Origin of the sequence: Geovibrio ferrireducens (assembly GCF_026226615.1) — a bacterium.
GTDB lineage: Bacteria > Chrysiogenota > Deferribacteres > Deferribacterales > Geovibrionaceae > Geovibrio > Geovibrio ferrireducens.
The window spans coordinates 46,448-71,395 of sequence record NZ_JAJAPB010000014.1; the positions used below are offsets into that span (position 1 = coordinate 46,448).

Consider the following 24,948-nt stretch of genomic DNA (forward strand, 5'->3'; position numbering starts at 1 on the left):
AATATTATACTACCGCAACAGAACAACGGCAATAATTTAAGGCGGGGCGGCGGAGCAAAAAGATTCAGAGTTCGCTCACGCGGAAAATTCCGTGCAGTTCGAGCTCTTCGAGCAGGGCAATGAGTTTTTTGTCCCCGGCGAGAATCCGGAGATCGATTTTATCAACATTAATAAGTTTAAGCATGAAGCCGATCATGGAAGATGTTATCGACACTGAATCAGTAAAGCACACATCAATGCTGCGGGCTCCTTTGTCTGCAAGCTCCTGAAGGGCGTTCTTCACAGCCAGATAGTCGTCTATGCTTTTGATGTTTCCTTTTATTTTAACACTGTTCTCTTCAACGCTTACAGCTACCATAACATTCCTCCCTGATTTACTGCTGAATTTATTGCATGGAATAACTTTTTTAACAATATAACATGGTTCATTTTAAGTTCAAAGAAAATTTATCATCAATTATATTGGTTTTCAGTATAAGCTTTAAAAAAAAGATTACAGGAATCTCCTGTTGACCGTTTGAGGCGGAAGTTGTACTGAACATTAATGGACGAAAGTTTTCAGCCCGCGGAGAAAGCGGGTATAATTTATATGCTTCTGGCTTCTGCTCTTTTTGCAAGCATGGGATACTATGTAAAAATACTCAGCCAGACACTGGGCACGGGCGAAATAGCTTTTTTCCGTAATCTTATAGGGCTGATCATCATAGTCCCCACCATAATCGCCCGTCCGTCCGGCGCAAAAGGCGGCAAACCTGTCATGCTTGTGATGCGCGGCATATTCGGCTTTCTGGCGCTGTTTTTCTATTTTTACGCCATAACTGTACTCCCTTTGGGAACAGCCGCTACGCTCACTAAAATCGATCCTATCTTCACGGCGCTTCTTGCATTTTTCCTGCTTAAGGAAAAACAGGGACCGATAATCTGGGCAGGGCTTTTAACCGGCTTTCTGGGAGTGATAATGCTGATGCGCCCGGAAGCAGGCGGACTGAATGCGGGCAGCATATGCGCACTGCTCAGCGGGCTTTTTGCCGCAACGGCTTACACCACAGTGAGCAACCTGCGCGGCTATTACTCGCCCCGCGCCATTGTAGCCTCATTCGCAGCGGCAGGGGTCATAGGCCCGCCGGTTGTTTATGCCCTCATTTATTATACGCCTCTGGGAAATGACGCACTCAAAGGGCTTTTCCACCGTCTGCCTTCCGGCGGTTATGAGTGGTACTGCATAATAATGGTCGGGCTCCTTGCCACCGTCTCACAATATTTTCTCACCAAGGCATATTCGCTGGCCAGAGCCTCGGTTGCGGCATCGGTGAGTTATTCCGGTCTGTTTTTCGCATCAATAGCAGGAATTATGGCGGGTGACAAAGTGCCTGATTTTATGGGAATATGTGGTATAATATTCATAGCATTAAGCGGTATGGCAGTGCACTTCAGTCAGAAACGGAGGAATTGATGAACAAAACAAGAACTGTAACCATGAAAGGAAACCCTGTAACCCTTGTCGGCAACGAGATCAAAACCGGTGATAAGGCTCCTGCATTCACTGTGCTGGACGGCGGAATGCAGCCTGTAAGCCTTGATACTTATAAAGGAAAAATTAAAGTCATAAGTGTCACCCCCTCTCTGGACACCGCTGTTTGCGATCTCCAGCTCCGCAGGTTTAACAGCGAGATAGCCTCAATGGGCGACAGATACGCCGTTATCAACGTAAGCATGGATCTCCCCTTTGCCATCAAGCGGTTCTGCACCACTGCAGGCATAGAGAACGCAGTTGCCGCCAGTGACCACAGGGAGGCAGCATTCGGAACAGCTTACGGGGTGCTGATTAAGGAACTCAGGCTCCTTGCCAGAGCGGTATTTGTCGTGGATGAGAATGATGTTGTGACCTATGCTGAATACGTGCCGGAAGTCACCTCCAGCCCGGACTTCGACAAGCTGATCGCTTTTCTGAAAAAATAAGCCAGACAGAATTAAAGTAAAGCATCTCAGAACCTATCAAAAAAATCCCCCTTGGTCCCCCTTTGCAAAGGGGGAAGGCAAAGACAAACACCCCTCTTTAATCTAAAGAGGGGTCGGGGGATATTTCTTCTTCGCTCCGCACGGCGAAGCCCCATCTTTTAACTTTCATGCTGATTACATCGTGATATTTTGTGTTCTGCGAAGCAAATTCGGTTTTTTGAAGGGTTTGGGAAACTTTTTACCGTTAAAAAAGTTTCCTGATAAGAGTTATATTCAATCCTTTCTCATGCTTTTTACCAAGAAAAACAATCAGTCAGAAAATATACCCGAAAGCCCCTTCCATGGGGCTTTTAAACCTTCTGACTTACAGGAACAAAACCTACGTCCTGTGGTTTTGTTCCACACGCTCGCGGCTTGCTGAGCAAGCCTTCGCTGCGCACGGCGAAGCCCCTTCCATGGGGCTTTTAAACCTTCTTTGTCTGCATAACCGCGTCAGCGATGAAGAGGCCGACGCAGATCCAGATGAGGCCGAAGGTGGCAGCATGGACGGGGGTAAACGGCTCGGAGTAGATAAATACACCTATCAGCAGGTGCAGAGTCGGGATAGTAAACTGGAAGATGCCTATAGTAATCAGCCTCAGCCTCTTCACTGCAAAGGCAAAGCCGAGAAGCGGTGCTGAGGTCACAACCCCTGCGAGAATAAACAGCGCATCATAGCCGGGGGAATAATGCCCGAAATAGCCTGCCGATATGCTTTCCAGATATATAAGATACCCTATGGCGATAGGGAACATAATCAGCGTTTCCGCCAGAAGTCCCGGAACAGGAAGCACACGCACATGCTTTCTCAGTGCCCCGTAAGCGGCAAAGCTTACGGCAAGTGAGACAGAAGCCCACGGGAAGCTCCTCAGTCCGGATGCATAGATCAATACGCCTGATGCTGCAAGAACAACCGCAAATATCTGGAGTTTATTGAGTTTTTCCTTGAAAATCAATATGCCGAAGAGCATGCTCACAAAAGGGTTCATGTAGTAACCGAGGCTGGCCTGTAGTATATGCCCCGTATTTACCGAGATTATGAAGACACCCCAGTTTATGCTGATGGCTATTGAGGAAAGAAACAGGAGGAGAGCGGTTTTCCTGTCAGCGAATGCGTGTATAACCTCACTGCCGCGTCCGAGAAGCAGAATGACCGCCAGCAGGAAAAAGAAAGACCACACAAGGCGGTGGGCAAGCACCTCAAGACCGGACGACTGTTCAAAAAGCTTCCAGTAAACAGGGCTGAGCCCCCAGAAAATATATGATGCCAGCCCCGCTGTGAGGCCGGCGGTTCTACTGCTCATTGCCTATCAAGTCAAAATAACCTGTTTCAAAATTGTAGTTATAAACTTCGCCCGTGGCGATTATGTAATACCAGCCGTAAAGCGTAAGCTCGCCCTTATTCACCCTCTCCTTTATATAAGGATAGGTCAGCAGGTTGCGCACCTGCTGGATGATATTTACCTGTTCCGTAACCCATTCCCTTTTTGCCGGGTCATCACCGCAGATCTCTGTTGCCTTTTTCTTAACCGGCTCAGCAAGCTCCAGCCATTTCCTGACCTTCGGCACATTTGCCAGAGACTCAGGAGACTGATAAAGGGCTGAGCAGCCGCCGCAGTTGGAGTGACCGCAGATGATGATATTCTGCACATTGAGAATATTCACGGCATATTCAACAGCGCTTGTTGTGGCAACATAGTCAGAAGTTTCCCTGTAAGGGGGAACCATGTTGGCAATGTTGCGCACCACAAAAAGCTCTCCCGGCATGGTGCGCGTGATGAGGTTAGGAACCACCCTTGAGTCCGAACAGCCCACAAACAGAGTGTGCGGAGCCTGCTTGTCCCCAAGGTTTTCAAAAAGCTCCCTGTGATCCGCGTAATCTTCGTCACGGAAGCGGACTACGCCGTTAAAAAGCTCTTTCACGGGGATCAGCTCTTCATATTGACATACTGAAGGGGTATGCCGAGTTCAGATGTCTTAAGGAACTGGATAACTTCCTGAAGATCGTCTATCTTCTTGCCCTGCACCCTTACCTTGTCATCCATTATGGAGGCCTGAACCTTGAGTTTTGAGTCTTTGATCATTTTCACGATCTTTTTGCTCACTTCCTTATCCAGCCCTTCCTTAACTATGACATCCCTTTTAAACTGCCTGTTGCCTGTGGGCTCAGGGTCTTTGAAATCCAGACAGTCAGGGTCTATGGAACGCTTTATAAGAGCGCCTATCAGCATCTCTCTGAGAGCTTTTATCTTCATGTCATCGTTTGTGACCATGTGGATCTTTTTGTCTTTTTTATTGAGTTCAACGGTTGTATTAGAGCCTTTAAAATCGTACCTGTTCTCGATCTCTTTTTTGAGAATGTTCACAGCATTGTCAAGTTCCTGACCGTCAACTTCGCTGACCACGTCGAAAGATGGCATGTTTTCCTCCGTAATGTATTAACCCTTTATTATAGCGGCGGACGCGGCGTTTTTCAAACATATAATTAACAGAGAACAAGTGAAAATGTTACCTATGTCCTCGGTTAATTATGTTACCTATGTCTATGCATTATACAAAGAAAAACACCCTCCTTTTGTAAAGGAGGGCGGGGGAGGATTTTAGCAAATATTTACGATTACTCTAAAAAGAGCTTTAAAAAAACTCAGGCGGGCATGAAAGCCCGCCTGATGTATCGCTTAGTGTGTCTGTGCTTTATTTATCGAAGGCGATGAATCTTCCGCTGCCTCTGCTGACAACCTTGAGGAAGACCACGTCTCCGGTTTTTATTTTGTCATACTTGGTGTAGAAGTCCTCTGCGGATTTTACCGACTGTCTGTTGACCCAGAGTATTATATCCCCGGTTCTCAGACCTGCGTTGTAAGCGTTTGTGGTTTCATCTATAGATGTCACCGCCACACCGCCGTCCACACCGAATTTCTTCGCTGTCGCCGCATCGATCTCCTTAACCGCTATGGGTTTTGAAACTTCGGGCTCAGAGGGAGCGGTGCTTGTGCTGTTGTCATCTTTTCTCAGTCCGAGCTTAACGGAAATATCACGCTTTTTGCCGTCTCTCACCACAGTGAGTTTCACCACACTATTGGGTTCATAGCCGCCGATTATATTTATAAGGTCTCTGCTGTCCTTTATCGGTTTACCGTTGATCGCCACAACAACATCCCCGGCCTTGATACCTGCTTTCTCCGCGGGGTCACCTTTTACAACATCCGCAATGAGAGCGCCTTCGCTGTTTTCCAGCCCAAGCCCCTCTGCAATTTTGTCATCAAGTGACTGCACGGTTACACCCAGCCAGCCTCTGTCCACTTTCCCTTTTTTCAGTTTGGGCAGAATGTCCTTAAGCATATTCACCGGAACAGCGAAGCCCAGACCCTGACCGGAGGGGATAATGGCGGTGTTGATACCCACCACCTCGCCATCAAGATTGAGGAGGGGACCGCCGGAGTTGCCGGGGTTGATCGATGCATCCGTCTGCATGAAATTATCATAAGGGCCGCTGCCGAGAGCTCTGGCTTTTCCGCTGATTATACCAGCGGTCACAGTCCACTCAAGGCCGAGAGGATTCCCTATGGCCACCACCCAGTCGCCGACTTCAGCCAAGTTTGAGTCACCGAGTTTAATAGGCGAAAGCTTCACGCCCTTGGGGTCTATTTTGATAAGGGCAAGATCAGTCATGGGGTCTTTGCCGACAACCGTCGCCTTGAACTCATGCTTGTCATTGAGCTTGATAATTATCTCATCCGCACCGTCAATAACGTGGTTGTTTGTGACTATGAGCCCCGCAGCATCTATAACAAAGCCGGAACCGAGGGAGTTTGTTTTATATTCCTGCGGTTTGCCGCCGCTGTTCGGCGCATTGAACTGATCGCCGAAAAATTTCCTGAAAAATTCATCATGGAAAATATCAGGCATTTTCCTTGTAACAGTCTTGGTAGTGGATATATTCACAACGCCGTCGCGCGTTTTCTTAACAACATCAGAAAAGCTGACGGGGGCTACCGCAGCCTGAGCCGCAGCGGCAGTAAAAATTATCAGCATTGATAAAAGAGCGGTAATCTTTCTTACCATTTATTTTTCCTCCTTGAAGGCAAGTCTGGCTACAACCTTTTCCATCTGCGGAAAAGGGATGGTTCCCACAACAGTGTAGAGAGTTTCGCCAACTTTTTTTCTGAAAACGTAGTTACCGTATAATATGCGGGCGGAATCCTTCATTTCGCCCTCCGCCTTACTGACAAAAACGGAGAACTTGTTGAGGCCGTCCGAGTAGAGCGTCTGGATTGTTCCGTCCTTAAGCTCTTTTTTAAACACAGCCTTAAAACCGGGGAACTCGTCCCTTCCGGTTGTAACCGCGGGGCGGGGCTGCTCCACCACAGGTTTGAGGTCACCGTCCCTGTCCTCGAAGCTGTAGGCGTAGATCAGTTTGCCGTCAGGGTCATAAACTTCCCTGCGGAGAATCTGGTCCCACTTCTCATCAACGAGGAGAACGTGCCTGAACCTGTCCGGCAGAATGGGCACTATGTCATACTGGGCGACATCGTGGCCGTAGTATTTCATGCCGTAATCGATTTTAATGTTGTAAAAATCCTTCTGAATCTTATCCATCTCCAGATGCTTCTCTTTGAGCCTGGACGCAAGATCATGCAGAGCAGAGTGGCCTGCACCCAGGTTTTCAAGAAGGAAGGAGGAATAAGCCCTCTCGTCAACGGCGATTTTGAAGAAAACCTTCACATCGCCGCCATAGCTGACAAAGGGTATAAGAAGGATCAAAAAAATAAGTCTTGTCATTGTCCGAAGTTGACTACTCCGATTTCATCGCCTGAGCTGCCGTATGTGCTCGCGACATGCTCAAATACATAGCGTTCCAGTTTTTCGTTGCCTGATGCAACACTCTCGGTTTCCGCAGGGTTCATAACGGCAAAAGCCATAAGCCCTGCCACAAGTGCCGCCGCAACCGAGCTGAAGCCGATTAATTTCTTTCTGCTTTTGCTCACTACGGCTACGGATTCGCCGGAGTCGGCCATAATGGAAGACATAATGGATGATGTAAAATCCACGTCTTCTGTTTTTGAGTATCCTTCTGTCACCATGGAACCGAGTGTGTACAGTTCCGAAAGTTCGTTTCTGCAGGGGGCGCATTTCTTAAGGTGCGCCTCCACAGCAGCGGACTCAAACTGCGAACATTCACCGTCTACATATGCCGACAACAATTTACGATGTTTTGTACAGTCCATCTGCAAGCCCCTGTTTTATGAGTCTTTCTTTTATAATATTTCTTGCGTTGAACAGTCTGCTTCTGACTGTTCCCAGCGGGATATTGAGCATCTCCGCTATTTCTTCGTAGCTCATGTCCTCCACCTCGCGGAGGATTATGACCACCCGGAGCCTGTCCGGCAGGGAGTCAACGAACATGCGCACATACCTTTTCATTTCCTCTTTCAGCGTAAGCTCTTCGGGGCTTTCGCCTGAGGAAATGTTTTCAAAGAAGCTGGATTCGTCATCTTCCGTCTCCACATCAAGAACACGCTTTTCTTTCTCAAAGTGGTTCAGCGCCATGTTAAGGGCAATTCGTTTTATCCATGGATAAAACTGGGAGCGGTTGTTAAGGGTGTCCAGCTTCCTGAAAGCCCTTAAAAAGCTTTCCTGCACTATGTCCTCGGCCAGTTCTCTGTTCTTGACCATATGAAGCACCGTGCTGAAAAGCTTGGACTGGTACTTACGGATAAGCAGCTCGTACGATGCCGCGTCCCCGTCAATTACCTTTTCTACTACGAGAGCATCTCCCATTTGTTCCTCCTGCTTACTTTGATAAGCACCGGCTTTAAAAGTTCATTGCCGTAAAAAAAATTTATCCCCGCGGGTGCAAATCCGCAAGGCGGTAATTTACATTTACAAAAAAAAGACCTGTCAGGTGTTTATTCTACTTGATATTAGCGCGCGAATCAATAGACTATAGAAAAGCCGCACAAAGAAGGCTGATTAATATACGGAGCAAGTGATTAATATGAGTAAAAAACGTCTTATACCGGCCGCTGTCATCGTACTTCTGATTGTCCTTTACATAGGCACATCCTACTACCTCAAACAAAAAGTTGTTGAACAGATCAACGAATTTGCATCTTCAGCGGGTTTCAGCGAAAAAATAAGGTATGAGGCGCTCAGTGTCAGCCCCATAACCATGGGCGGAACCATGAAGCAGGTTTCACTTGAGGAATCAGGGCTTGAGTTCAAAGCGGACGAGCTGAGCTTCAATGTACTCTCACGCAAGTCCAGAATCAGAGATCTCGTAATAGCCAACGGTGAGCAGGTTATAAAAGTTGATGAAATAGACATCAAAAAATACAAACTTGAAGACGGAATACCGAAAAGCACGATCATTGATGTCACTGCACTGCGTTTTCCGGTCGATTCACCGGAAATTAAAAGCAGAATCAAGGCTGATGAGCTTGTTATAGATATTCAGCTTGCCACTGAAGCGGACTTCAAAAAACAGGTCTACGAATATTCCAAGCTGAACTTCATGTTCAGAGACCTTGTTGACGTGAAAATGAACCTCACATTCAGCGGTGTGGATATAAAAAGCTACGCTAAGTTTGATGCTACAAATCCTGAGGCTCTCCAGAATAATCCCGAATTTGCACAGAAGGTTCAGCAGGATCTTGCAAATCTCAAACTGAACAGCTTCATCATAACAATGAAGGACAAAGGCGCTGCGGACAAGCTTTTCCTCAGCCCGGAGGAAGGCGATAACTCCACACTTGAGGAGCGTAAGCAGCAGCTTGCGGCCGAGCTTGATCAGGATATAGCCGAAACCGAATCCCCTTTTGAAAGAAAACTTGCGGAAGATATGAAAAAAGCCCTGCTGGAAAACAGAAAAGAGGTAGTAATCACCATGATGCCAAAAGAACCTGTAAGCATTCAGCAGGTAATGCTCAGCAATATGATGGGTGCGGGGATGGACGAACTGGCGGAAATAACCGGACTTAAATACGAATTTAAATAATAACACAAACACGGGCGGCTCTCAGGCTGCCCGTTTTCACCCTTCCTTTCCGCAAAAATATCCTTATATAAGCGCGGCCTAAACTTTTCCGCTTTAAGACTTAAAAAGACTTGTCTTTAATTGTTGACAGATGCAGACGTGCCTGATATATCTGTTTTTCTCTTAAGGAGAGGTGGCCGAGCTAGGTTGAAGGCGTACGACTGGAACTCGTATGTGCGTGAAAACGTACCGAGGGTTCGAATCCCTCCTTCTCCGTTTTACGAATCAAGAGAGTGGCTCGATGGGGCCTCTGCAATGGTTGCTGTGTGAACCCCGCCAGGCCCGGAAGGGAGCAACGGTAACATTTGCGATTATGTGCCGGAGTTTCCCTGTCGAGCCTTTTTAAGTTTAATTAAAAACTTCGGAGTCACCAAATGCTTACCAACTTCAGAAAACAAAAAACCGTCCTTAGATTTGCCCTTTGGTTTGTTATCATCGCATTTGTCGTTACCATCTTCCTTGTATGGGGTGTGGGTGATAAAGTTGCGAATGCAAACTTCCTCATGAAAATCAACGGACAGACAGTCTCCTACGAAGAGTATTCCAACGCTCTTGAAAACACCCGCAACTACATGAGAAGCATTTTCGGGGACAACTTCGACTCTCTCGCTCAGGACGGAGAGCTTGAGAAAAAGGTCATCGAAGATCTCACCAACAAATACCTCCTCATTCAGAAAGCCAAAGAAAACGGCGTAACCGTTTCCGATGACGAAGTGCTGGCTGTCATCACCTCCATCCCGTCATTTCAGGTGGACGGACAGTTCAACAAGGAAGCATACCAGACAATACTCGCCAGAAGCCGCATGACTCCCCAGCAGTTTGAAGAATCCGTAAGGACAGACAGGCTTGCTGAAAAAATGCGTGAGCTTATCACATCCTCAGTAGCTGTAAGCGATGAGGAAGTGGCGAAGGAATACACATACAGAAACAAAAAAGCCTCAGTTTCATACATAACCCTCGATGCCGAAAACTTCTCACACGAAGTGAAGGCAGAGGAAGCGGTGCTTAAAGAATACTTCTCCGCAAACGCAGAGAACTACCGCATCCCCAAACGGATCAAAGTCCTTTACACTTACTTTGATCCCGCAACTTTCACACCCGCTGCGGTTATCTCCGATCAGGATGCCGAAAGCTACTATGTGCGCAATCAGGATCAGTTCAACACCCCCGAAGCCGTACACGCAAGGCACATACTGATCCGTGTTGAGGACTGGCACAATCAGGAAGCAGTCAAAGCAGCGCTTACTAAAACAGAAAGCATAATAAACGAGATAAAAGGCGGACTCGACTTCGCGGAAGCTGCCAGAAAATACTCCGCAGACTCCTCAGCGGTGAACGGCGGCGATCTCGGATTCTTCACAAAAGGCCAGATGGTTCCTGAGTTTGAGCAGGCAGCATTCGCTCTTAACACAGGCGAGGTAAGCGGCGTTGTAAAAACAATGTACGGATACCACATAATAAAGGCTGAAGAGAAGAAGGAAGCAAGCAAACCCGCGCTGGAAGAAGTTAAGGAAGACATCAAAAAACTCCTCACCGCTCAGGCTGGTGAAGCCGAGTTCAGAGAGTATGTCTTCGGCAGATACACAGCAATAGTCAGAGCCGCAAACATCACCGCATACAACGGTACAGCAGAAAAACAGCTTCCCGTAAGGGAAACAGGCTTCTTCTCCGCTGAGGATATAGTGGAGCCCGTTTCCGCTAATCCCGATGTTATGAACAAGCTTTTCAGACTCTCCAAGTCAGAAGTAAGCCAGGTTGAAACAATAAACGGCGTAAGCTACATATTCGAAATAGCAGATGTTCAGGAATCCAGAATACCTGAGTTTGACGAAGTTCGCTCCGTTGTTCAGACTGACTACATAAGAGCGGAAGCTGTCAGGATTGCCGCTGCAAAAGCTGAGGAAGCCATGAAAGAGGCTGACATCAAAGCAGCAGCAGACAAACTCGGCTCAACCTTCACAACAACTCCCCAGTTCATAAGAGTTCAGCAGATTCCCGGAATCGGCATGAACCTTGAACTGAACGATATGATATTCGAAGCGGGCGCAGCCAAGTTCATCGCAAGACCCTTTGTAAACGGAAGCTCCGTTTACGCGGTTTACGTGAATGAAATAGCTGAACCCTCAATGGACGAGCTTAAAGACTACGCAGCTATGATTAAGAATGAGCTTCTCATGACTAAGTCTGACGAAGCACTGAAAGCTTACCTTGATGAGGCAAAAGCAAAAGCCAAGATTGAGATAAGCCCTTTCTACGAGAACCTTTTTAAATAACAAAACACTTGGAGCCCCGCCGCAAGCGGGGCTTTTTTTTGCCGTTGCCTCATAGTTCTGAGGATCATTCCGGTTTTATTCTTGACACTGTCCGTCATTTATCCCACTATCTGCAAAAAACGGAAAGGTGCACCAATGCCTGATATTCAGCAGATTATTCTCTTTTCTGCGGCCTCTGTCGTTCTCGCAGTCACTCCGGGGCCGGATATTTTATACGTAATCACAAGAGGCATGACTCAGGGGCGCAGCGCGGCTCTCTCCGCAGCGGCCGGCTTCTCACTCGGCAATATAGCCCATACTGCTTTTGCAGTTCTGGGGCTTTCGGCAATTGTTATGTCATCGGTTACAATATTCACAGTAATCAAGCTTCTGGGTGCGGCATACCTGATTTACATAGGCTGGAAAACCTTCACAGCAAAGGGTGCATCCCTTAACGGCGGCGATACCAAGGTGCTCTCACCGAAATCTATCTTCATTCAGAGCATAACAGCTAATATGCTCAATCCAAAAGTCGCGCTGTTCTTCATAGCCTTTCTGCCGCAGTTTGTCAGGGCTGAAAACGGCTCTGCGGCGGGACAGATGGCTGTTTTCGGAATGCTGTTCATTGTCTGCACATTCATAGTATTCGGAGTCTGCGGCATACTGGCGGGGTTCATAGGGGATTACCTGAAAAGGAACGAAAAAGCGGGCACTCTTATGAACAGAATTGCGGGGGTTATACTGATGGCTCTGGGTTTAAGTCTGGCGTTATACAAGAAAGCGTGAACGCTGCGCCCGGCAGGGACTCAAATATCCGTCATTGCGGACGCAGTGAAACGATCTCAAAATGTATTAAAGTATCAACGCCCTCTCAATGAGAGGGCATCGCTTAATATCAGCATCCTGATTTAGGGTTGTCCCCGCCGCCGTCCAGCGACATCATCGGGTAGTCCCCGTTGAAACAGGCTTTGCAGAACTCTCCGCCGCCCGCACACTCTTCAAGGCAGTTTATATCCAGATAACCGAGAGTATCCGCTGTGATGAACTTGCGTATCTCCTCTATGTTATGGCTGGAGGCTATAAGCTCCTTTCTGGTGGGTGTATCTATTCCGTAAAAACAGGGAAACTTAGTCGGGGGTGAGCACACGCGGAAGTGAATCTCCCTCGCGCCGGCTTCACGGAGCATTTTGACTATCTTACGGCTTGTTGTTCCGCGGACGATGGAATCATCCACAACTATAACCCTTTTCCCGTTGATCACGCTTTTAACGGGGTTCAGCTTTATCTTAACCCCGAAGTGCCTGATAGACTGAGAAGGCTCAATGAATGTCCTGCCCACATAGTGGTTCCTTATGAGCCCCATCTCAAGGGGTATGCCGCTCTGCTCTGAATAGCCCATTGTGGCGATAATCCCTGAGTCCGGGACGGGAACAACTATGTCCGCCTCTGCTGGCTGCTGGATGGCAAGCATTCTGCCCATCCGTTTGCGGACATCGTAAACATTCTCACCAAATATCATGGAATCCGGCCTTGCAAAGTATATATGCTCGAATACACAGGGTTTCGGAGTCTTTTTCTCAAACGGGTGAAGGGATTCTATGCCTTTATCGCTGATGATCACCATCTCGCCCGGCTCTATCTCCCTGATGAACTCCGCACCTATGAGGTCAAGCGCCACGGTTTCCGATACGAGTATATAGCCGTTCACCAGCTTACCGAGAATCAGCGGACGCACACCCAGAGGGTCGCGCACACCGATGAGTCTGTCTTTAGTCATGATCAGGAGCGAGTAAGCGCCCTGAAGCTTCTTAAGGGAGGCAGTGATCGAATCTATGAGATTCTCTATGCCGCTTTTGGCTATGAGGTGGACTATAACTTCCGAATCAGAGCTTGAGTTGAAGATTGCACCGTTTTTAACAAGCTGCTTCTTCACCTCGTCCGCATTGACTATGTTTCCGTTATGGGCTATTGCCACCGGACCTGCGTTTATCTCCACGCAGAAGGGCTGAATATTGCGGATATGGCTCTCGCCCGCTGTGGAATAGCGGTTGTGGCCGATTGCCATATCACCTTCGAGTGCGTCTATCTTGTCTGCGCTGAAAATATCAGCCACAAGCCCCTGCCCTTTTTCATATCTTATCTTATCACGGTCGGAAACAGCGATTCCCGCTCCCTCCTGCCCCCTGTGCTGAAGGGAGTACAGCGAAAGATACACGAGGTTTGCCGCCTCTTTGCAGCCGAAAACGCCCGCTACGCCGCATTCCTCGTGAAATTTATCCAATATCATTTCATCCACTCTCCGATTGAGTTCAGGAACTTGTCTGCCGCTTCCTGCACTTCGGCTTTGATTACTGTTCTGCCCTGATGTTTTATAACTATGTGGGCGCCTTCCACTGTGCCTATGCGGGTGCATTTCACACCGTGCTTTTCAGCGAGTTTCTCAAAAGCCGCGGAATTAAACCCGCCAGCCTCAACAATCACCCTGCCCTGAGTTTCCCCAAAAAGAAGATGATCCGTGCGCATATTGTCATCAAGGTTTATTCTGACCCCAAGCTGCTTCTCACCGAAGCACATTTCAGCAACGGCAACCGCGAGGCCGCCTTCGGCTGTGTCATGGGCTGAGAGCATAAGTTCCTTCTCTGCCGCTTCCACAAGAAGATTGATAAGCTTCTTCTCTTTTTCAAGGTCTATTTTGGGCGGCATACCTTTTTCTATGCCGTGTATCGTGCTCAGGTATTCGCTTCCGCCTATTTCATCAGTGTTTTCACCGAGAAGGTATACACTGCTCCCTTCAAGTTTGAAGGTGCTTGTAACGGCTTTTTCCACATCATCTATAACGCCGACCATCACTATGGTGGGCGTGGGGTAAACCCCTTTGCCTTCCGTTTCGTTATAGAGGCTCACGTTTCCGCTCACCACAGGCGTTTCAAGGGCTTTTCCGGCTTCTGCCATACCCTCAACAGCTTCCACGAACTGCCACATGATGTCAGGTTTTTCCGGGTTGCCGAAGTTAAGGCAGTTGGTGAACGCTCTGGGGCGAGCGCCGCTGACAGCAACGTTTCTGGCTGATTCCGCTATGGCTGCCATTCCCCCGGTTCTGGGGTCAAGACGGCAGAAGCGACTGTTGCAGTCCGCAGAAAGGGCTATGCCTTTCTTTGATTCAGGCACACGTATCACAGATGCGTCAGAGCCGGGAAGAACCGTGGTTCCGATCCTCACCATATGGTCATACTGTGTGTAAACCCATTTCTTGGAGGCTATGTTCGGAGCGGCAAGAAGCTTAAGCAGAACACCCTTAAGGTGGTCAGGCTCCTTCACCTCAACCGGACTGTTAAGCTCGTCCATGTATGCGCCTCTGGCGTATGGTCTGTTATATTTGGGAGCCTCTTTGGAGAGCGGAGCAGCGGGAAGAGCCGCAACTTCCTCTCCCTGCCAGCGGAGGCGGACATATCCGTCTGTCGCCACGTGCCCTATGACCTCGGCGTCCAGATCCCATTTATCGAAAATTGCCTTAACCTTATCTTCGCAGCCTTTGCGCACGACCATGAGCATCCTTTCCTGTGATTCGGAAAGCATTATCTCATACGGGGTCATCCCCTTCTCACGGGTGGGAACCCTGTCCAGATCAAGCACAACGCCGGACTGAGCGCCCATCTCAAAAGATGAGCTGGTGAGTCCCGCTGCGCCCATATCCTGAATCCCCACAACCCAGTCCTCCTTCATGAGCTCAAGGCAAGCCTCAAGGAGAAGTTTCTCCTTAAACGGGTCGCCTATCTGCACATTGGGGCGTTTGGATTCGCTCTCGGCGGAGAACTCCTCACTGGCCATTGTTGCGCCGTGGATTCCGTCTCTGCCGGTTTTCGCACCGACATATATTACGGGGTTTCCTTCCCCTTCCGCTTTGGCGAGGAAGATTTTATCTTTATTCACAAGACCTAAGCTGAATGCGTTCACCAGAGGGTTTCCGGCGTAGCAGTCATTGAAGAAGACCTCGCCGCCCACAGTAGGAACGCCGAAGCAGTTGCCGTAGAATGAAATTCCGGCAACAACGCCTTCAAAGATCGATCTTGTTTTTTCATTGTCTATTTTGCCGAAGCGCAGCGAGTTCATAGCGGCGACGGGTCTTGCACCCATGGTAAAGACATCCCGCATGATTCCGCCCACACCTGTGGCAGCGCCTTGAAAAGGCTCTATGTATGAGGGGTGGTTGTGGCTCTCCACCTTGAAGCAGGCGCATATATCACCGTCAACTTCGATTATCCCGGCGTTCTCCCCCGGCCCCTGCACAACCCACGCAGCCTCAGTGGGGAGCTTGGCGAGGTGCACACGGCTGCTTTTGTAGCTGCAGTGCTCGCTCCACATGGCGGAAAATATGCCGAGCTCTATATAGTTGGGGGTTCTGCCGATGATTTTCCTGGCGTGGTCGAACTCCTCCGGCTTGAGCCCCATCCCTCTGGCAGCCTCTGCGGTCACCTCAGGGTATTTGAATGTATCGTACATGCTCATAGAACACCTTTTACAACTTTACGGAGAGATTCGAAAATGTGGAAGCCGTCCTTGGTCTGCATGATTTCCTCCGCGCATCTTTCGGGGTGCGGCATCATGCCGAGAACGTTTCCGCCTTTGTTTATTATTCCGGCTATGCCGTTTATGCTGCCGTTGGGGTTGGAGCCTTCGGAGGTTTCGCCGTATTCGTCACAGTAGCGGAAAACAACCTGATTGTTCTCCTCAAGCTCTTTTATAACCTCTTCCGAGGCGAAATAGTTTCCTTCCGCGTGGGCTATGGGTATGCGCACTATCTCACCGTCGGCGTATCTGCTGGTGAAGGCTGTGCCGGCGTTATCCACACGGAGGTTTACATATTTGCAGATGAACTTAAGCTCAGTATTGCGAAGGAGAGCGCCGGGCAGCAGGCCGGACTCTGTGAGCACCTGAAAGCCGTTGCATATGCCCAGAACATGGCCGCCCTTATCAGCAAACTCGCTGACTTCCTGCATAATGGGGGAATGTTTGGCGATTGCGCCGCAGCGGAGATAATCGCCGTATGAGAAACCGCCGGGGAGAACAACGAGATCAGCGCCCTTGAGGTCGGCATCCTTATGCCAGAGGAAAACCGTGTCCATACCGAGAACATGCTTTAAAATGTGATAGCAGTCGTGATCGCAGTTGGAGCCCGGAAAAACAACAACTCCAGCTTTCATTATTTCTCTCCGGGTATTTCTATTCTGAATTCTTCGATGATAGGGTTGGCAAGAACCTTGTCGGCTATTTCTTTGAGCTTTTCCTCAGGATTTTCGCATTTTTCAATTTCGATTTCGAAAAACTTCCCTACCTTAACATCCTTCACAAAGCCGTGTCCCATACGGTTTACAGCACCGAGGATCGTCTGTCCCTGAGGATCGAGAACCCCGTTCTTAAACTTTACAAATACTTGTGCTTTCATAAAACAACCCCGCTCATTTATGAATATGGTGATATTTTCTGAGGTGAAAACAGCCTCCCCGCAGAAAATAAACGGGGAGGCAGAAATTTTAAGCCGTTATAGCAAACTTGTGCCGTATTGTCATTGGAAAACTTGAGGATATTAAGGATTATAAATCTACAGCAAGGAGCCTTGTCAGAAAATAATTTCGGGGATCAGAACATGCTCAGGGAGAAGTCCGTCACGTCTGGCTTTAAACAGAAATCTGTTGTACTTTTTGCTGATTCTCAACCTGCCGAAGGAGTTTATTCTGTTTGTCGCCCATGAGAAAAAGTTTCGGTTACCCAGACCGTCCACAATAACAAGCCTGCACTCCCCCTGAATATCGGGGTTAAGCATGATGTTGTCCAGTCTGAGATCAGCAGGCAGAATATTAAATTTCAGAAGATATTTATAAAGATAGTCCAGCTCACCGAGAAAAGGATAAAGAGGCGCTCCTTCGGAAACAAGAGTTCCCAGAGATTTGCAGGGTACGCCGTCAAGTCCTCTCACCAGTTCAAAAACAAGCCCGTCCCCCAGATTTGTTTTTACCCAGCCTCGGCATTTGGCTATGTGATCCCAGTCTATATTTCTTTTTTCGAGGAAGCTGTAATATGCATAATCAGCCTCGTTCTGCGGCAGCTTGTTTGTCCTGTTCACATACCTGATCTTAATGCAGAGATCCGGATCGAGCGGATGAAGATAACAGGCGCGCTCCGCCCCTGTTCCTATTTTCAGGGAATCGTTAAGTTTCAATACACCGGCAGTCTCAGAATATGGCATTTGCGGCTGCTCCCGTTCGTTGGATGGTAAATCGCGCTGGTATATTTAACATTTTATTGACAACTAATGAATTGATCAAGAGAAAAAATGTTACAGACTGAAACGGAAGATATGCACCATTGATAACAACGGAAGCGGAAGGGCTCCGCTTCCTTCAGAATTTTTCAGAGTCTCGATTTTATGAATTCCCACCCGTTGCGGATGTGGGTTTCCACAAGCTTCTCCACTTTGTCTTTGTCTCTCAGTTCCAGAGCCTCGATAATGCTCTGGTGCTCTCTGGCGACCTCCTGAGTCCTTCCGGTTTCGGAGAAGGAGAAGACGGTGGCGCGCTTGAACTGCTGCTGGAGACCGGCAAGAATTTTTATAAGGCGCTCATTGCCGCAGTTTTTTATGAAAATATCATGAAACTCCGAGTTCCAGTTCACCATATGGCCGACTTTGGAAGAACCTTCACGCACCTTGGCTGCGAGATCCTTCATTTTGTCTATATCCTCTTTGGTGAGCCTCTCGGTGGAAAGCCTTGCGGCCAGAGCTTCAAGCCTGATTTTTATAACGAAGATCTCGTCCACATCCTGATCCGTTATCTCCGTAACCACAGCTCCCCTGCGGGGTATGATTTCGATGAATCCTTCGGTTTCCAGATGGCGCAGAGCTTCCCTGATAGGTGTGCGGCTTATGCCAAGCTGTTCGGAGAGCTTCGGTTCAACCAGCCTTTCTCCGGCTTTTATAACACCTTTGAGGATGTTTGTTCTTATTGTTTCCGCTATTCTTTCGCTTAATGGGGTATTGTCGATGTTAATATCCCTGACTCCCATCACTGAACCTCTGCATCCGCCGCCCGAAAGGGTTTGTCCGGGCGCTTATTGATTTATTTCCTGATGTTGTGCTTCAGATATTCCCATGCGTTCTGGATATGCCAGCGCACCTTTTTCTCAACCAGATCGGGATCGCCTGAGGCGAAAGCCTCTATAATCTCCTGATGCTCGGCCACGGCATGCTTTGCACGCTCACGGTTTGAGACGAGAACTGTTTTCAGCCTCTGGAAGTTTTTTGCCAGACTATCGAGAATTTCGAGAATTTTCTTGTTGTCCGAAGCGGTTATAAAGACATTATGGAAGTCCACATTATACTTAAGGTACTCGTCCATAACATTTGGGTTCTCATATGCAATATCACGGAATTTTTCGTTTATTTTACGAAGGCGTTCAACATCCTTTTCGGTGAGGTTTGCCGTGGCCTGTCTGGCCGCCAGTCCCTCAAGGCTTGCCTTCACTGCGTACAGATCATCTATATCTTTTATAGTAAGAGCCTTAACCACAGCGCCTTTACGGGGGACAATCTCTATGAAGCCTTCCGTCTCAAGCTGTCTCAGTGCTTCCCTGATAGGAGTCCGGCTGATTCCCAGACTTTTCGCCAGCTTGGGTTCAACAAGCCTTTCGCCGTCGGCGTGAACGCCTTTTATTATGTCCGCCCGTATCTTATCGGCGATTTTCTCTCTCAGGGGTTTGCTTTCCAATACGTTTTCCTGCTTCAAAAACCGGCTCCCTAACCATCTTTTGCCGTTTTATTTAAAGAAATCAGCATTTGCTCACATAAAACAAACCAGAACACTATTAACATTTTAAACAATTTATTTACTTGCGTTAATATTCTGTATTCTGTATACTGTATTCAATCTAAACTATTTTTTCATTTTCGTCAAACAGAACGTTGTATACAAAAAACAATCCATGTCAGAAATGCGTTAAATCTTTGAATTCAGGCACTTATAAAGATCACTACACTTTACCGCAGCTTAACTTTGTGTAATAATATGCTTTATGAAAAAAATGCTTTTTGTATTTGATATTGACGGAACCATATGCGAAGTCGGAAAAGCAGTTCCCGATGGTCTTGCCTCACAGCTGAAGCGGCTTTCGATGAAACATAAAACAGCCATCGCCTCCGGCAAACCGTTCACCTACATCACAGGTCTGTGCAGGCAGCTTGGGATCACCTCCGCAGCAGTCATAGGCGAAAACGGCGGCGCAGTAAGCCTTGATGCCTGTTTCCCTCCGTCCGGCTTTCGTCTGGCCAGCATACCCGAAGGGCGCGAAAACAGCATTGAACTTATAAAGTCTGCGTACAGAAAGGAATTCAACGGACGGATATGGACCCAGCTAAATCATCTTAACGTAACCTTTTACCCTGTCAGAGAGGAGGACATAGGACTCCTCCATGCATTTGCTTCTCAGTTTGAATCGGATTACATCAGCGCTTATTACCACAGTGACTGCATGGATTTCACTCCGTCTCATATTAATAAAGGCGAAGGGCTTAAAACCCTTCTGGAAATGACAGGGTTTTCGGCTGACGAGACATGGGTTTTCGGAGACGGAGAGAACGATTTTGAAATGTTCAGAACCGCAGGAAATTCCGTATGCATCGGCGGGAACAAAAAGCTGAGAGAGATAGCGGATCACTGCGTGAGGGATACCGGTTCTCTCGCGGAGTTTCTTGAGCGCTTCTGAGATTCCCCAATGACTGCCTGATCATGATATGTTATGGTACATTATGAAAAATACTGTGGAGAATCTTAATGACTATTGACATTCGGTGGCAGCAGCGTTTCTCAAATTATACCAAGGCACTGGAACAGCTTACAGATGCTGTGAACCTGAGCAGAACGAGGGAGCTTTCCAAGCTTGAAAAACAGGGTCTGATACAGGCTTTTGAATATACACACGAACTTGCGTGGAAGGTTTTAAAAGATTTTTTAGAGAACAGAGGCAAAAGCGACTTATATGGCTCTAAAGATGTAACAAGAGAAGCGTTCAGGCTTGGCATAATTGATAACGGCGAAGCATGGATGAGCATGATTTCAAGCCGGAATCTGACCTCACACACATACAACGAGAAAACAACAGAAGAGATAGTGACCTTTGTTCTGAACAGCTATTTTGATCAATTCCTCAAGCTGATGGATAAGCTGAACTCAATAAAAGAGAGCGAAAATAAATGAAATACGGACTGAGCGAGGAAGCTATTCAGGAAATCCGGGATGTTTTCGCCGGGTTTCCCCAGATATTAAAAGCTGTGCTGTATGGTTCACGGGCAAAAGGGAACTACAAAACAGGCTCAGATATTGATCTCGCTCTCTTCGGCACAGAGCTGAATCTGGAGATCCTGCAAAAAATCGAACACAAAATCGACGATCTGCTCCTTCCTTATTCGGTTGATCTGTCGATATACAAGGATATTTCAAGCGAAGAGCTCAAAGAACATATAAACAGGGTCGGGATAATTTTTTACCAAGCCTGAATCAGGAACCCGTAAAAAAGTATCCGCGGGTCTCAGCTTCACTTTCATTAACGTGAGCGATGTGCAGCTGTATTATAGATAACGCATAGAGTTCCATGGATGGAACTGCGCCGTGCGAAGCGAAGGTTTGCTTTGCAAACCGCGAGCGTGTACACCAAACTGACAGGATGTGCAGTTTGGTGTTATAAAATAAGAAGACCTGTAAGCCGGATTCTGTCTGAGCCGGAAGGCTGAGGCAGTCATTAATCTAGGCCTGAGATTGCTCTCAGGCTCAAGCGGTTCACCCGTGAGCGCGGGCGGGCAGCCCTTAGATGCTCACCTATTTAACCTTGCACCGGACGGGGTTTACCGTGCCTCCGCCGGTCACCCGGCAGAGCGGTGGTCTCTTACACCGCCGTTTCACCCTTACCCGTCTTTTCAGCCGGGCGGTCTGTTTTCTGCGGCACTTTCCCTGCATCACTGCACGTCGGCGTTACCGACCGTCCTGCCCTGCGGTGTCCGGACTTTCCTCCCGCGCGCATATGCGCACCGGCGACTGCCCGGTCTTCTTACCGAGTTGGAAAATTAATACCATAAACACGAAAACGCAACATATTTCGCTTCTAATTAAGATATGGACATTGTATATTTCCGCCATGGGCGGAATGGATTGTTTTGAACACGATATTGCCGAAATGAAGTCAGACACCCTTTGCAGACTGGGCAGAAAGGTTGAAATTGCCTGTGAGATGCTGGGCAGCGAGGAGAGGTTTCACACACGCCTCGGACACATGATAGAGCGTGTGGAGCATGACCTTACCCTTAACCTCAAACGCAAAAAGCGCAGACAGCTCGGCTGCGTGCTGGAACGCCTGAAAGAGAAATTTACCAAATCCGCAGAAAAAATAGAGCTGATCAAAAACGCCAAAACTAAAGCAGTAAATGATTACAAAGCCCAGAGAGAAATTCTCGGCCTCACCGACCATACCTTCATAAACGGATTCATAAAAAATCTTTGATCAGGCATAAAATTCCGATCGGAAATGATCGCACCGATCAGAAAATTTTTCCTGATCAAGCGTTTAGAGTTTCATGGTTCACTGCCTGAAATCAGATGAACTAAGCGGCGGGAAAGCTTATTGAAAATCTCTGTCAGATAAGACTTTTATAAAATCACATCCCAAGATCAAGGAAGCCGGCTGTTACGCCGGCCCTTGCGAGATCCTTCTCAGTGAGCGTGGTTGTTCCACTACCTGAATGTATTAGTATCAAATCACATGCCAAATCTGATCAGAATAACACCCAGCACAATAATCATGGTTCCGGTGAGCTTACTGAGGGAAAATGCCTCTTTGAAAACCATGACCCCTATAACAAGCGCAAAAACGGCATTTACCTGTCTGAGAGCAGCCGCATACGAAACCTCCATAAAGGTCAGCCCGTATCTGTAGGATGTAAAAGACAGAAACACTATCACCCCTGCGGTGATAAAATATTTTTTCTCCGCCTTTACAAACTCCTTGCGGAACGGCCTGTGCCTCAGCGAATAAACAGCCAGATAAGCGGTCATGAAAAAGCAAAGGCAGTAGGTGTAGAAAATCATGTTTCCGCCGCTCACCCCGCCTTTGTCCGCCAGCGCTCCGAAGGAGTAAGAGAAGGCGGCCAGCAGGGCAAACACCGTTCCTTTTGTCGGCTTAAGACGCGAACCTTTCGTTCCGTTAAGCATTATCCCGCCCAAAACAGTGATAATGATTCCTGTTACTCCGTAAAAAGTCAGCTTTTCACCCAGAAAAAGAGTAGCCCAGATAAGTATAAAAAACGGTGAGGATGTGGTTATCGGGTAAATAGAAGATACGTCGCTGTAACGGTAAGCTGTTGATAAAAAAAGATGATACAAAGTAAAGAAGGTTCCGCCTATCAGCCCGTATATAACTGCTGTTTTATCAAAATGCATATGCTCCCGGAAGAAAACGGGGAAAAGAGCGGTGAAAAAAATCAGGTTAACAAAATGCATGAAAAAATTAAAGGCGTACTTATCAGAGGAGCGTTTGAGGAGAACGTTCCAGAGGGAATGACACAAAGCGCTGAACACTATAAAAATAAAACCTGTCAAAAACTCCCCCTCTTTATAGCAGACGAAATCTATTTTTATCAGCACTTTCAAAATTATTCAAGCCTGTGAAATAGAAATCATCTTTAAAACCCGATCTCGGAAAGCCGTCCGCAAGGCTTCTGCGGCACATCTATAAACTATACCGATAATCCTCTTTTATTCCCCCTTATCAAATCTCTGTTTATTTCTGGTAATTGAACTAAAGATAATTTAGCCCTGACAGGCTCATGCGGGATCAAGAGCAGATTTAACCCCTTCTAAACCCTGATACAAAAGGCTTTAAACACTTAAAACAACTATTTTATTATGGCTGTTTACCTGATTTTTTAATGTACATTGTATACAATTTCCCTATTGACATTGAATGGTCTTAGTGATAGAAAATAAACAGCGGTATAAAATTGAAGATTATTATAATAACAAGGAGGCATACTAATGGGACTTAAGGACGTTCTTAAGAAGAAAATTGAGGAACATCGCCCCAGAACGGCCAGACTCACAAAAGAGTTCGGCGACGTTAAAATAGGTGAAGTTACAATAGGACAGGCTATCGGCGGTGCAAGAAGCGTTAAGTGCCTTGTTACCGACATTTCATATCTTGACCCGGTGGAAGGAATACGCTTCCGCGGACTTACCATCCCCGAAGTAATGGAAAAACTCCCGAAACCCAACGGAAAGGATTATCCTTACGTTGAAGGCTTCTGGTATTTCCTTCTCACAGGCGAAATACCCACTAAGGCTCAGGCCGAAGAAGTAGTTGAAGACTTCAAGAAAAGAGCTCAGGTTCCCCAGTATGTTATAGATATTCTCAGAGCAATGCCCAGAGACACTCACCCCATGACTATGCTTTCTGCGGCTGTTCTTGCTATGCAGCGTGAATCAAAATTCGCAAAATTCTACGCAGAAGGCTTCAACAAAATGACTGCGTGGGAACCCATGTATGAAGATTCATGCGATCTTCTCGCTAAACTTCCCGAAATAGCAGCCTACATCTACAGAATGAAATATAAAGGCGACACTCCCATCGCATCCGACAGAAGCCTTGACTTCGGCGGCAACTTTGCACACATGATGGGAATCGACAATCCTTACGATGATGTTGCAAGAATGTACTTCATCCTCCACTCAGACCATGAGTCAGGAAACGTTTCCGCTCACACTACCCACCTTGTGGCTTCCGCTCTCAGCGATGCTTTCTACTCACTTTCCGCAGGTCTCAACGGTCTTGCAGGCCCCCTTCACGGTCTTGCAAATCAGGAAGTTCTCGGCTGGATTCAGGATGTTTACGCTAAACTCGGCGGAAAAGTGCCCACTAAAGAAGATCTTAAAAAATTCCTCTGGGATACGCTCAACAGCGGTCAGGTTATCCCCGGTTACGGCCACGCCGTTCTCAGAAAAACCGACCCCAGATACACTTCTCAGCGTGAATACTGCCAGAAATACCTTCCCGAAGATGAACTCTTCAAAGTTGTGGCAATGATTTACGATGTTGCTCCCGACATCCTTATGGAACACGGAAAAGCTAAAAACCCATGGCCCAACGTGGATGCACAGTCCGGCGTTATCCAGTGGTTCTACGGCCTCAGAGAGTACGATTTCTACACAGTTCTCTTCGGTGTGGGCAGAGCCATCGGCGTTCTTGCAAACATCACTTGGGACAGAGCCCTCGGCTACCCGATCGAGCGTCCGAAATCTGTCACTACTGACATGCTGGAAGCCGCTGCTGGAATTAAAAAATAATTACTGCAATCCTTCACGCAAAACCTATAATACGTAAACGGGAAGCCTCCGGGCTTCCCGTCTTATTTAACAACATCAAACTGAACATCCTGTCAGTTTGATGTACACGCTCGCGCCGAACTCAGTTCGGCTTCGCTCCGCACGGCGCAGTCCCATCCTTGGGACTGTTTGCAACAACATCAAACTGAACATCCCGTCTTAATTTATATTGTTCAGAAAAACCTGCATCCTTGCAGTTTTTCTTCACTCGCAGCCTGCGCAGTTAAACTGCTTGCTGCTCTGGTTA

General features: G+C 47.6%; 26 protein-coding genes, 1 tRNA gene and 2 other RNA genes. 12 read left to right on the forward strand and 17 right to left on the reverse strand.

Annotation, left to right across the window (positions count from 1 at the left end; all coding sequences use genetic code 11):
• Window positions 1-64: 64 nt before the first annotated feature.
• Window positions 65-358, reverse strand: coding sequence for a hypothetical protein (locus OSQ85_RS12145; RefSeq protein WP_265823448.1), 294 nt, complete (start codon window positions 356-358; stop codon window positions 65-67).
• A 186-nt stretch (window positions 359-544) separates the two neighbouring features.
• Between OSQ85_RS12145 and OSQ85_RS12150 the strand changes: the two genes are divergently transcribed.
• Both OSQ85_RS12150 and tpx read left to right on the forward strand, forming a co-directional pair.
• A complete protein-coding gene (locus OSQ85_RS12150; protein ID WP_265823450.1) occupies window positions 545-1,453 on the forward strand; it encodes a DMT family transporter in 909 nt (302 codons plus the stop codon).
• Window positions 1,453-1,959 carry a thiol peroxidase gene (tpx, locus tag OSQ85_RS12155; RefSeq protein WP_265823452.1) on the forward strand — a complete coding sequence of 169 codons (507 nt, stop codon included), beginning with the start codon at window positions 1,453-1,455 and terminating at the stop codon, window positions 1,957-1,959. The genes OSQ85_RS12150 and tpx overlap by 1 nt, the downstream gene beginning before the upstream one ends.
• Window positions 1,960-2,423: 464 nt before the next feature.
• On the opposite strand, the gene rarD is transcribed toward tpx, so the two are convergent.
• The 7 genes from rarD to OSQ85_RS12190 form a co-directional block, all read right to left on the reverse strand.
• Entirely contained in the window at window positions 2,424-3,302 is an 879-nt protein-coding gene (gene rarD / locus OSQ85_RS12160; protein WP_265823453.1) for an EamA family transporter RarD, read from the reverse strand.
• Entirely contained in the window at window positions 3,292-3,921 is a 630-nt protein-coding gene (locus OSQ85_RS12165; RefSeq protein ID WP_265823455.1) for a carbonic anhydrase, read from the reverse strand. Before OSQ85_RS12165 ends, rarD begins: the two co-directional genes overlap by 11 nt.
• A 5-nt stretch (window positions 3,922-3,926) precedes the next feature.
• Window positions 3,927-4,418 carry a YajQ family cyclic di-GMP-binding protein gene (locus tag OSQ85_RS12170; protein WP_265823457.1) on the reverse strand — a complete coding sequence of 164 codons (492 nt, stop codon included), beginning with the start codon at window positions 4,416-4,418 and terminating at the stop codon, window positions 3,927-3,929.
• Between the two features lie 274 nt (window positions 4,419-4,692).
• Window positions 4,693-6,063, reverse strand: a complete 1,371-nt coding sequence (locus OSQ85_RS12175) for a DegQ family serine endoprotease (RefSeq protein ID WP_265823458.1) — start codon at window positions 6,061-6,063, stop codon at window positions 4,693-4,695.
• Window positions 6,064-6,780 carry a MucB/RseB C-terminal domain-containing protein gene (locus tag OSQ85_RS12180; protein ID WP_265823460.1) on the reverse strand — a complete coding sequence of 239 codons (717 nt, stop codon included), beginning with the start codon at window positions 6,778-6,780 and terminating at the stop codon, window positions 6,064-6,066.
• Window positions 6,777-7,226 (reverse strand): zf-HC2 domain-containing protein, encoded by a 450-nt coding sequence (locus OSQ85_RS12185; protein ID WP_265823463.1) that lies wholly within the window; start codon window positions 7,224-7,226, stop codon window positions 6,777-6,779. Before OSQ85_RS12185 ends, OSQ85_RS12180 begins: the two co-directional genes overlap by 4 nt.
• Entirely contained in the window at window positions 7,204-7,779 is a 576-nt protein-coding gene (locus OSQ85_RS12190; protein ID WP_265823465.1) for a sigma-70 family RNA polymerase sigma factor, read from the reverse strand. The genes OSQ85_RS12185 and OSQ85_RS12190 overlap by 23 nt, the downstream gene beginning before the upstream one ends.
• Before the next feature lie 217 nt (window positions 7,780-7,996).
• Between OSQ85_RS12190 and OSQ85_RS12195 the strand changes: the two genes are divergently transcribed.
• The 5 genes from OSQ85_RS12195 (at window position 7,997) to OSQ85_RS12215 (ending at window position 12,072) form a co-directional block, all read left to right on the forward strand.
• Entirely contained in the window at window positions 7,997-8,995 is a 999-nt protein-coding gene (locus OSQ85_RS12195) for a hypothetical protein (protein WP_265823467.1), read from the forward strand.
• Window positions 8,996-9,161: 166 nt separating this feature from the next.
• Window positions 9,162-9,250, forward strand: a tRNA-Ser gene (locus OSQ85_RS12200).
• A 23-nt stretch (window positions 9,251-9,273) separates the two neighbouring features.
• An RNA gene (ffs, locus tag OSQ85_RS12205) (signal recognition particle sRNA small type) lies at window positions 9,274-9,372 on the forward strand.
• Between the two features lie 36 nt (window positions 9,373-9,408).
• Window positions 9,409-11,307, forward strand: a complete 1,899-nt coding sequence (locus OSQ85_RS12210; protein WP_265823468.1) for a SurA N-terminal domain-containing protein — start codon at window positions 9,409-9,411, stop codon at window positions 11,305-11,307.
• 135 nt (window positions 11,308-11,442) lie between these two features.
• Window positions 11,443-12,072, forward strand: coding sequence for a LysE family translocator (locus OSQ85_RS12215; protein ID WP_265823469.1), 630 nt, complete (start codon window positions 11,443-11,445; stop codon window positions 12,070-12,072).
• Between the two features lie 109 nt (window positions 12,073-12,181).
• Here OSQ85_RS12215 and purF read toward each other — a convergent pair whose 3' ends face one another.
• The 7 genes from purF to OSQ85_RS12250 form a co-directional block, all read right to left on the reverse strand.
• Complete coding sequence (gene purF / locus OSQ85_RS12220; RefSeq protein WP_265823470.1) at window positions 12,182-13,573, reverse strand: amidophosphoribosyltransferase; 1,392 nt, start codon at window positions 13,571-13,573, stop codon at window positions 12,182-12,184.
• Window positions 13,570-15,792 carry a phosphoribosylformylglycinamidine synthase subunit PurL gene (gene purL / locus OSQ85_RS12225; protein ID WP_265823472.1) on the reverse strand — a complete coding sequence of 741 codons (2,223 nt, stop codon included), beginning with the start codon at window positions 15,790-15,792 and terminating at the stop codon, window positions 13,570-13,572. Before purL ends, purF begins: the two co-directional genes overlap by 4 nt.
• Window positions 15,789-16,487, reverse strand: coding sequence for a phosphoribosylformylglycinamidine synthase subunit PurQ (purQ, locus tag OSQ85_RS12230; protein ID WP_265823474.1), 699 nt, complete (start codon window positions 16,485-16,487; stop codon window positions 15,789-15,791). The genes purL and purQ overlap by 4 nt, the downstream gene beginning before the upstream one ends.
• Complete coding sequence (purS, locus tag OSQ85_RS12235) at window positions 16,487-16,729, reverse strand: phosphoribosylformylglycinamidine synthase subunit PurS (protein WP_265823475.1); 243 nt, start codon at window positions 16,727-16,729, stop codon at window positions 16,487-16,489. The genes purQ and purS overlap by 1 nt, the downstream gene beginning before the upstream one ends.
• A gap of 174 nt (window positions 16,730-16,903) precedes the next feature.
• On the reverse strand, window positions 16,904-17,530 hold the full coding sequence (locus tag OSQ85_RS12240) for a YrbL family protein (RefSeq protein ID WP_265823476.1): 627 nt from the start codon (window positions 17,528-17,530) through the stop codon (window positions 16,904-16,906).
• Window positions 17,531-17,694: 164 nt separating this feature from the next.
• Window positions 17,695-18,345 carry a GntR family transcriptional regulator gene (locus OSQ85_RS12245; RefSeq protein ID WP_265823477.1) on the reverse strand — a complete coding sequence of 217 codons (651 nt, stop codon included), beginning with the start codon at window positions 18,343-18,345 and terminating at the stop codon, window positions 17,695-17,697.
• 53 nt (window positions 18,346-18,398) lie between these two features.
• Window positions 18,399-19,046: a GntR family transcriptional regulator gene (locus OSQ85_RS12250; RefSeq protein WP_265823479.1), complete on the reverse strand. Its 648-nt coding sequence runs from the start codon at window positions 19,044-19,046 to the stop codon at window positions 18,399-18,401.
• 304 nt (window positions 19,047-19,350) lie between these two features.
• On the opposite strand from OSQ85_RS12250, the gene OSQ85_RS12255 reads away from it, so the two are divergent.
• The 3 genes from OSQ85_RS12255 (at window position 19,351) to OSQ85_RS12265 (ending at window position 20,830) form a co-directional block, all read left to right on the forward strand.
• Window positions 19,351-20,040, forward strand: coding sequence for an HAD family hydrolase (locus OSQ85_RS12255; protein ID WP_265823480.1), 690 nt, complete (start codon window positions 19,351-19,353; stop codon window positions 20,038-20,040).
• A gap of 68 nt (window positions 20,041-20,108) precedes the next feature.
• Window positions 20,109-20,531 (forward strand): nucleotidyltransferase substrate binding protein, encoded by a 423-nt coding sequence (locus tag OSQ85_RS12260; protein WP_265823481.1) that lies wholly within the window; start codon window positions 20,109-20,111, stop codon window positions 20,529-20,531.
• Window positions 20,528-20,830, forward strand: a complete 303-nt coding sequence (locus OSQ85_RS12265) for a nucleotidyltransferase domain-containing protein (protein ID WP_265823482.1) — start codon at window positions 20,528-20,530, stop codon at window positions 20,828-20,830. The genes OSQ85_RS12260 and OSQ85_RS12265 overlap by 4 nt, the downstream gene beginning before the upstream one ends.
• A gap of 186 nt (window positions 20,831-21,016) precedes the next feature.
• Here the strand turns inward: OSQ85_RS12265 and rnpB are convergent.
• Window positions 21,017-21,381, reverse strand: an RNA gene (gene rnpB / locus OSQ85_RS12270) — RNase P RNA component class A.
• Between the two features lie 93 nt (window positions 21,382-21,474).
• On the opposite strand from rnpB, the gene OSQ85_RS12275 reads away from it, so the two are divergent.
• The gene (locus tag OSQ85_RS12275; protein ID WP_265823483.1) at window positions 21,475-21,828 is read left to right on the forward strand and encodes a hypothetical protein; all 354 of its coding nucleotides are present in this window, start codon (window positions 21,475-21,477) and stop codon (window positions 21,826-21,828) included.
• Window positions 21,829-22,082: 254 nt separating this feature from the next.
• Here the strand turns inward: OSQ85_RS12275 and OSQ85_RS12280 are convergent, their stop codons facing one another.
• The gene (locus tag OSQ85_RS12280) at window positions 22,083-22,922 is read right to left on the reverse strand and encodes a DMT family transporter (RefSeq protein WP_265823485.1); all 840 of its coding nucleotides are present in this window, start codon (window positions 22,920-22,922) and stop codon (window positions 22,083-22,085) included.
• A gap of 435 nt (window positions 22,923-23,357) precedes the next feature.
• Here OSQ85_RS12280 and OSQ85_RS12285 point away from each other — a divergent pair, with 435 nt between their 5' ends.
• Window positions 23,358-24,662, forward strand: coding sequence for a citrate (Si)-synthase (locus OSQ85_RS12285; protein WP_265823486.1), 1,305 nt, complete (start codon window positions 23,358-23,360; stop codon window positions 24,660-24,662).
• Window positions 24,663-24,948: the final 286 nt, after the last annotated feature.

Excerpts from the sequence above, each read along its gene's own strand:
- OSQ85_RS12210 (WP_265823468.1), top strand. The coding sequence starts at position 9,409 with ATGCTTACCAACTTCAGAAAACAAAAAACCGTCCTTAGATTTGCCCTT.
- OSQ85_RS12265 (WP_265823482.1), top strand. The coding sequence starts at position 20,528 with ATGAAATACGGACTGAGCGAGGAAGCTATTCAGGAAATCCGGGATGTT.
- rarD (WP_265823453.1), bottom strand. The coding sequence starts at position 3,302 with ATGAGCAGTAGAACCGCCGGCCTCACAGCGGGGCTGGCATCATATATT.
- tpx (WP_265823452.1), top strand. The coding sequence starts at position 1,453 with ATGAACAAAACAAGAACTGTAACCATGAAAGGAAACCCTGTAACCCTT.
- purS (WP_265823475.1), bottom strand. The coding sequence starts at position 16,729 with ATGAAAGCACAAGTATTTGTAAAGTTTAAGAACGGGGTTCTCGATCCT.
- OSQ85_RS12195 (WP_265823467.1), top strand. The coding sequence starts at position 7,997 with ATGAGTAAAAAACGTCTTATACCGGCCGCTGTCATCGTACTTCTGATT.
- OSQ85_RS12275 (WP_265823483.1), top strand. The coding sequence starts at position 21,475 with ATGGATTGTTTTGAACACGATATTGCCGAAATGAAGTCAGACACCCTT.
- OSQ85_RS12170 (WP_265823457.1), bottom strand. The coding sequence starts at position 4,418 with ATGCCATCTTTCGACGTGGTCAGCGAAGTTGACGGTCAGGAACTTGAC.
- OSQ85_RS12245 (WP_265823477.1), bottom strand. The coding sequence starts at position 18,345 with ATGGGAGTCAGGGATATTAACATCGACAATACCCCATTAAGCGAAAGA.
- OSQ85_RS12190 (WP_265823465.1), bottom strand. The coding sequence starts at position 7,779 with ATGGGAGATGCTCTCGTAGTAGAAAAGGTAATTGACGGGGACGCGGCA.
- OSQ85_RS12145 (WP_265823448.1), bottom strand. The coding sequence starts at position 358 with ATGGTAGCTGTAAGCGTTGAAGAGAACAGTGTTAAAATAAAAGGAAAC.
- OSQ85_RS12285 (WP_265823486.1), top strand. The coding sequence starts at position 23,358 with ATGGGACTTAAGGACGTTCTTAAGAAGAAAATTGAGGAACATCGCCCC.
- OSQ85_RS12150 (WP_265823450.1), top strand. The coding sequence starts at position 545 with ATGGACGAAAGTTTTCAGCCCGCGGAGAAAGCGGGTATAATTTATATG.
- OSQ85_RS12175 (WP_265823458.1), bottom strand. The coding sequence starts at position 6,063 with ATGGTAAGAAAGATTACCGCTCTTTTATCAATGCTGATAATTTTTACT.
- OSQ85_RS12180 (WP_265823460.1), bottom strand. The coding sequence starts at position 6,780 with ATGACAAGACTTATTTTTTTGATCCTTCTTATACCCTTTGTCAGCTAT.
- purL (WP_265823472.1), bottom strand. The coding sequence starts at position 15,792 with ATGAGCATGTACGATACATTCAAATACCCTGAGGTGACCGCAGAGGCT.
- OSQ85_RS12260 (WP_265823481.1), top strand. The coding sequence starts at position 20,109 with ATGACTATTGACATTCGGTGGCAGCAGCGTTTCTCAAATTATACCAAG.
- OSQ85_RS12215 (WP_265823469.1), top strand. The coding sequence starts at position 11,443 with ATGCCTGATATTCAGCAGATTATTCTCTTTTCTGCGGCCTCTGTCGTT.
- OSQ85_RS12255 (WP_265823480.1), top strand. The coding sequence starts at position 19,351 with ATGAAAAAAATGCTTTTTGTATTTGATATTGACGGAACCATATGCGAA.
- OSQ85_RS12185 (WP_265823463.1), bottom strand. The coding sequence starts at position 7,226 with ATGGACTGTACAAAACATCGTAAATTGTTGTCGGCATATGTAGACGGT.
- purF (WP_265823470.1), bottom strand. The coding sequence starts at position 13,573 with ATGATATTGGATAAATTTCACGAGGAATGCGGCGTAGCGGGCGTTTTC.
- OSQ85_RS12240 (WP_265823476.1), bottom strand. The coding sequence starts at position 17,530 with ATGCCATATTCTGAGACTGCCGGTGTATTGAAACTTAACGATTCCCTG.
- purQ (WP_265823474.1), bottom strand. The coding sequence starts at position 16,487 with ATGAAAGCTGGAGTTGTTGTTTTTCCGGGCTCCAACTGCGATCACGAC.